Genomic DNA, 5,895 nt, shown 5'->3' with positions numbered 1-5,895 from the left:
CTAACTTTTTACGGCGGATCAGGAGTAAGCTTTTAAAGGGTCTGGCAATTTCAGAAACCCTTACTTCAGCTAAGGCTTCATCGGAAGATTATCAGCAATTCTTAGAGGAAGTATTGCTAGCAATCGCAGACAGCAAAGGCGACCGCGAAGCTGTCTACCAACTCCTGGTAGCAAACCTAGACAAACTCGATCATAATTTTATCCCTATCCTGCAAACCTGGGCAAGTGCTAAACTCTCAGAAGCGGAACCAGAAACAGCAACAGAAATCGCTAATACTATCTGGGAATTCAGCACCCTGATCAGCGATTTTCCACTGGGTAATCAAGCCAATAATAGGGAAATCGCTATTGCTGGTTACCAAACCATGCTAACGGTTTTTACTAATCACAGTAACACGGAAATTTGGGCAGCTATTCAAAACAACCTGGCCAATGCCTACTGTGACAGAATCCGTGGCAATCGGGCTAATAATCTCGAAAAAGCCATAGATGCATACCAACTAGCCTTGGAGGTTTATACCAAATCAGACTTCCCGGAAGATTGGGCAAGTACTCAAAACAACCTGGGCATAGCTTACTGTGAAAGAATCCGTGGAGACCGGGCTGATAATCTCGAAAAAGCTATTAAAGCATTCCAACTAGCATTAGACGTTCGCACTAAACTAGACTTGCCCGAAGATTGGGCAATGACTCACTATAACCTGGGCAATGCCTACTGTGAAAGAATCCGTGGAGACCGGGGTGATAATCTCGAAATTGCCATAGAAGTATACCAACTAGCCTTGGACGTTCGCACCAAACCAGATTTCCCGGAAGATTGGGCAAGTACTCACAACAACCTGGGCATAGCCTATAGTGACAGAATCCGTGGAGACCGGGCTGATAACCTTGAAATTGCTATTGCCCAATACCAACTAGCCTTGGAGGTTTATACCAAACCAGACTTCCCCGAAGAGTGGGCAAGGACCCTATATAACCTGGGTAATGCTTACAGCAACAGAATAGTAGGAGAGACTACAGAGAATCTGGAAAATGCGATCGCATGCTATGAAAATGCCTCAGAAATCTTTACCCGTGACGACTTTCCCGAAGATTGGGAAAACATTCAACGTCATATTGCTAGACTACTGATTGAGCTAAGAAACTGATATACCTTAAAATACCACAAGTCATGGTTCGGTCACAATGGAACAGCAACTAAGCTTGCCATTATTTGATTTTTCCTCTGCTGTCGGAAGCTTTGCAGCAAAGAGTAGTGAGGAACGAGGAGCAATTTTTACCCGACGTGAGGTTGTAGAGTTTATTCTTGACCTGACAGGTTATACCGTAGATCGCCCTTTGCCAGACTATCGGATACTTGAACCCTCGATTGGTGATGGTGACTTTCTTGTTCCGATTGTAGAGCGACTGTTAACTGCTTATGGTGCCCATGATTCTAATCAAGTCAGACTAGTTGATAGTCTCCACAATTCTATTCGTGCAGTTGAGATCAATTCTCAAAGCTTTGAAAATACCAGAATTAAACTTTTAAGGTTGCTCCAGCACCATGGAATTAATAAAGATGATGCCTATCAATTGCTAACATCCTGGCTGATTGAAGGTGACTTCCTACTTGTAGATTTACCAGGCTCATTTACTCATGCAGTTGGCAATCCGCCTTATGTTCGGCAAGAGCTGATTCCAGATATTCTCTTGGCCGAGTATCGAGCCAGATATAAGACTATATATGATCGAGCAGATTTATATGTCCCTTTTATTGAACGTGCCCTAAGTAGTCTGGAACCTGGAGGGGTTTTAGGTTTTATTTGTGCAAATCGATGGCTAAAGAATAAATACGGTAAGCTACTACGAGCAATGGTTTCTGATCATTATCATCTTGCTTACTATATTGATATGGTCGATACTCAGGCGTTTCGCACTGAAGTTAGTGCTTATCCTGCCATTACAGTCATCAAGTGCCAAAAGTCCGAAGTTGTTCGAGTTGCTCATCGACCATTAGTTGAATACAACACACTTAAGAAACTAGCCCAAAATTTTTGTGCTGACTCTATTTCTCCGGAAAGTGGTATCATCGAGCTTAGGGGTGTAACAAATGGGTCAAAACCATGGATTCTAGATTCTGTTAAAGAACTTATGGTGGTTCGTCGCCTGGAAGAAGACTTTCCTAGTTTAGAAGACGTTGGTTGTAAGGTAGGCATTGGTGTAGCGACCGGAGCAGATAAAGTTTACATTGGGCCCTTTGAAAAACTGGAGGTTGAACCCGATAGAAAATTGCCTTTAGTCAAGACACAAGATATTAAAACTGGTATTATCAAGTGGGGTGGCCTTGGTGTTATCAACCCATTTCACGACAATGGTTCTTTAGTTGAACTTGAAAATTATCCCAAGCTGGCAAGTTACCTTGCCCAACATTCCGATACAATTTTGAAACGGAACTGTGCCAAGAAAAATCCCAAGAATTGGTACAGAACAATTGATAGAATTTATCCCAGCCTGACCGCTTACCCTAAACTGCTAATTCCTGATATTAAATCCAAAGCACATATTGTCTATGAAGATGGAAAATTATACCCCCATCATAACCTTTATTTCATTACTTCACAAGAGTGGGACTTAAAGGCACTTCAAACAGTTCTCAAATCAGGTATAGCTAAACTATTTGTATCTATTTACTCAACTCAGCTCAGGGGAGGGTATCTTCGCTTTCAAGCACAATACTTGCGGCGAATCAGACTTCCTCAGTGGCAAAGTATTTCAGAGAATCTTCAAAGAATGCTAATAGAAGCAGCAAACACAGGAGATCTTAACCTTGGAAACTATGCAGTGTCTGAAATTTATGGATTGACACCAAAGGAGCGAGCTGTGATTAGAGATAACCAGATCTAAATAAGCAATGAGTATCCTATGCTATAATATATAAAAACCATTACAAGATTTTTCATAAATTAATATGTCAGTTACTTGGTCAAATTGGAGGGGTAATGTTTCTTGCAACCCCAAAAGTATTGTCGAGCCGTCTTCTAACGAAGATCTCAGGAAAGTTCTTGCCATGGCTCGAACCGAAAGGATGAAAGTTAAGGTTGTTGGTTCGGGACACTCATGGTCAGAAGCTGCATGCACCGATGGTGTTCTTGTATCCTTGAAGCGACTAAACCGAGTAATCGAGCTAGACCGAGAACGGGGCACCGTTACTGTCGAGCCAGGAATAACACTAAACAGCTTGAATCAATACCTAGACCAACACGGCATGGCCTTGGAAAACCTGGGAGCAATTACAAAGCAGACTATTTCTGGTGCCATAGCAATGGCTACCCATGGAACAGGAGACAAGAATGGCTCACTGGCCAGTGCAGTGGTCGAGCTGGAGCTAATGAAAGCATCCGGGGAAGTTGTCCGCTACCAACAAGATAATCCCACATTTTATGGAGTATGTGTCAACTTGGGTGCCCTTGGTATTATTACTAGATTAACGCTTCGTTGTGTACCTACATTCTTCTTGCGAGATGTTCAACAACCGATGTTAACTTCCGTGCTCAGAAAAGAAATAGACACACTAGTTAAAGAAAACGATCATTTCCAATTCTTTGAATTTCCCCACACCTCACGCTCCTATTGGTTTAAGTTTAATAAAATGGATGAGCCGGTTACTCCCATGCCATTCTGGAGACAATTCCTAGACGACCTATCTAGAACTATATCTAGATCCGGCAATGGAATCGGTGACTGGATTACCAGAAATTTTCCTGCTCTAATTCCTATCATCTTTAGAGTAGCTTTTTTTACTAATCTACGGGGATTAAACCGTTGGGATAAGAGCTTTAAGATCCTCGCCTTTGAGAATATTAATTTCACCTATTCCGAGTTAGAGTATGCCATACCAAGGTCAGCTACAATCAAAGCTCTGGAGCAAATTCACGAGATGATAAAAAAACAGGGATTTAGGATAAACCTACCAATATCAGTTCGATTTGCTAGTTCCGAAGAGCATTGGTTAAGCCCACTGTATCAAAGAGAGTCTGCTTATATTAGCCTTAACTTATCAGGGTCAGATTTTAAGGTGATTGAAAACTATCACCGGGAAGCCGAAAAGATATTATTAGAGTATGGTGGCCGTCCCAACTGGGGCAAGCACTTTTATTCCAATCGGGAATATCTTCGCTCACAATACCCACGTTGGGATGACTTCGCTCTGCTTATGAAAGAATTTGATCCTGATCGACTTTTTTCTAACCCCTTCCTCGACCGCCTCTTCCCTTTTGATGTATGATTGGCTCAAATCGGTTGGGAGTTCGTTTCACAGCCGGGGTTTCTTCCATACTCTCTAATATCATTTCGGGATAATTACCCTTAATAAAAATGTAAGCATTCAGCCGTCAGCTATCAGCTTTCAGCTGTCAGCTTTCAGCTTATCGGCTACGCGCATATGCTTACAAAATCTCGAACTATTAAATTCTCCCGTTTGAGGTTGATCTTAAGCTGACGGCTGACAGCTGACGGCACCTCAAGTAGCGTGCGCGTAGCGCATATGCTTACCTTAAATTATACCAAAAGAAGTTTACAAAAGAGGTTTATTTTAAGCTGACGGCTGACAGCTGACAGCTGTTCGCATAGCGTGAGCTAAAAGCTCACGACTGAATACTTACATAAAAATCTCCCCAATCTCCCCATCTCCCCATCTCCCCATCTCCCCATCTCCCCATCTCCCCACACCTCCCACACTCCCCTCTCTCCACCTACTCTTTACTCTAATGCCTTTACCACTTGAGTCATTCCATCAAGTAATTTTTTATTTTTTTCGCTCCTAGCGCCATAGAGACGGGCAGAAAAGACTGTGATTAATTCCATCATGTCTTGGGTTAATTCGTCTTCAAAGCTGACTCCCTCTGGGGATTTATTAATGATAACGACTTCTGTGCCAAACTCTTCACAAATGGTAAAGATTAATTCTGAGCCAAATCTCAGCAATCTATCCTTGTGAGTAATCACCAACCGTTCAACATCCCCTGTCATAATTTTTTTGAGTAATTTGTTTAATCCTTTTTTGTGATAATTTAAACCACCCCCGAAATCAGAAATAGTCTCGTATTGCCAACCATTAGCAGTGCTAAAATTTTCTAATAATTGAATTTGAATCCTCAGGTCTTTTTCTCGCTCATCACTGGAAACTCTGGCATAGTTGATGGTCAATCTGTCCGTCAATGGCTGAGAATTTCTTGGTGTTATATGTTTGATATCTTTAAGGTAGAATCGTCGTTGTCCAGTAGGTGAACGTTGATATCTGATTTTTCCCCCATCAGCCCACCGTCTTAGGGTTTTGGTAGAGACTCCTAGCTGTTTAGCTGCCTCCCCAATGCTTAATGTCATCTCAGAATGACTTTCCATATCAATGCTAGATCTCATGACTCCGCTCTCTATTATTCCTCATTTCGTAAGTAATGTCCAAGGGTGTCTATTTTTTATAGAGAGGCAAGCTAGCAATAGGCAATAGGCAAGAGGCAAGCTAGCAATAGGCAACCTACCAAGAGGCAAGAGGCAAGCTAGCAATAGGCAAGAGTAGCAAATTAATTATTTATTATATAATATAATTCCAGGATAATTATAGCAGTCGCCAGGGCAGTTAGGACATCGACATTAGTCTCACACCCTTTGTAAGCGATGCAGAGGTGCGACCCGTGGCGAATTTAATTCGCCAAGGTCAAGCGCACCTAAGCGGTCTTGGGGGTTTCCCCCACTCGCGCTTTGCATCAAGAAGCGCAAGAGTTTGACTTCTGACTTCTGACTTCTGACTTCTGACTTCTGACTTCTGACTTCTGACTTCTGCTATACCTTTAATCAAAATTCCCCCCCTATTACCACACTTCCCACACTTCCCACACTTCCCACACTTCCCACACT

General features: G+C 42.3%; 4 protein-coding genes. 3 read left to right on the top strand and 1 reads right to left on the bottom strand.

Annotated features, from left to right (window positions below):
- The 3 genes from F6K38_RS33615 to F6K38_RS33605 form a co-directional block, all read left to right on the top strand.
- Positions 1–1,148 (top strand): tetratricopeptide repeat protein (locus tag F6K38_RS33615; protein ID WP_287359445.1); only part of this gene is annotated, 1,148 nt, incomplete at its 5' end.
- Positions 1,149–1,185: 37 nt separating this feature from the next.
- Positions 1,186–2,886 carry an Eco57I restriction-modification methylase domain-containing protein gene (locus F6K38_RS33610; RefSeq protein WP_287359443.1) on the top strand — a complete coding sequence of 567 codons (1,701 nt, stop codon included), beginning with the start codon at positions 1,186–1,188 and terminating at the stop codon, positions 2,884–2,886.
- Positions 2,887–2,950: 64 nt separating this feature from the next.
- Positions 2,951–4,267, top strand: coding sequence for a D-arabinono-1,4-lactone oxidase (locus F6K38_RS33605; protein WP_008184937.1), 1,317 nt, complete (start codon positions 2,951–2,953; stop codon positions 4,265–4,267).
- A 473-nt stretch (positions 4,268–4,740) separates the two neighbouring features.
- Here the strand turns inward: F6K38_RS33605 and F6K38_RS33600 are convergent, their stop codons facing one another.
- Positions 4,741–5,382: an IS607 family transposase gene (locus tag F6K38_RS33600; RefSeq protein WP_044493348.1), complete on the bottom strand. Its 642-nt coding sequence runs from the start codon at positions 5,380–5,382 to the stop codon at positions 4,741–4,743.
- Positions 5,383–5,895 lie beyond the last annotated feature (513 nt).

The sequence above is a fragment of the Moorena sp. SIO3B2 genome (assembly GCF_010692525.1).
GTDB classification, from domain to species: domain Bacteria; phylum Cyanobacteriota; class Cyanobacteriia; order Cyanobacteriales; family Coleofasciculaceae; genus Moorena; species Moorena producens.
The sequence above is the reverse complement of the archived record's forward strand: the minus strand, read 5'-3'. Positions and strand labels throughout refer to the sequence as shown.

What these genes read in the sequence shown, in the direction of transcription:
- F6K38_RS33605 (WP_008184937.1), top strand. Translation starts at nt 2,951, where the DNA reads ATGTCAGTTACTTGGTCAAATTGGAGGGGTAATGTTTCTTGCAACCCC.
- F6K38_RS33600 (WP_044493348.1), bottom strand. Translation starts at nt 5,382, where the DNA reads ATGGAAAGTCATTCTGAGATGACATTAAGCATTGGGGAGGCAGCTAAA.
- F6K38_RS33610 (WP_287359443.1), top strand. Translation starts at nt 1,186, where the DNA reads ATGGAACAGCAACTAAGCTTGCCATTATTTGATTTTTCCTCTGCTGTC.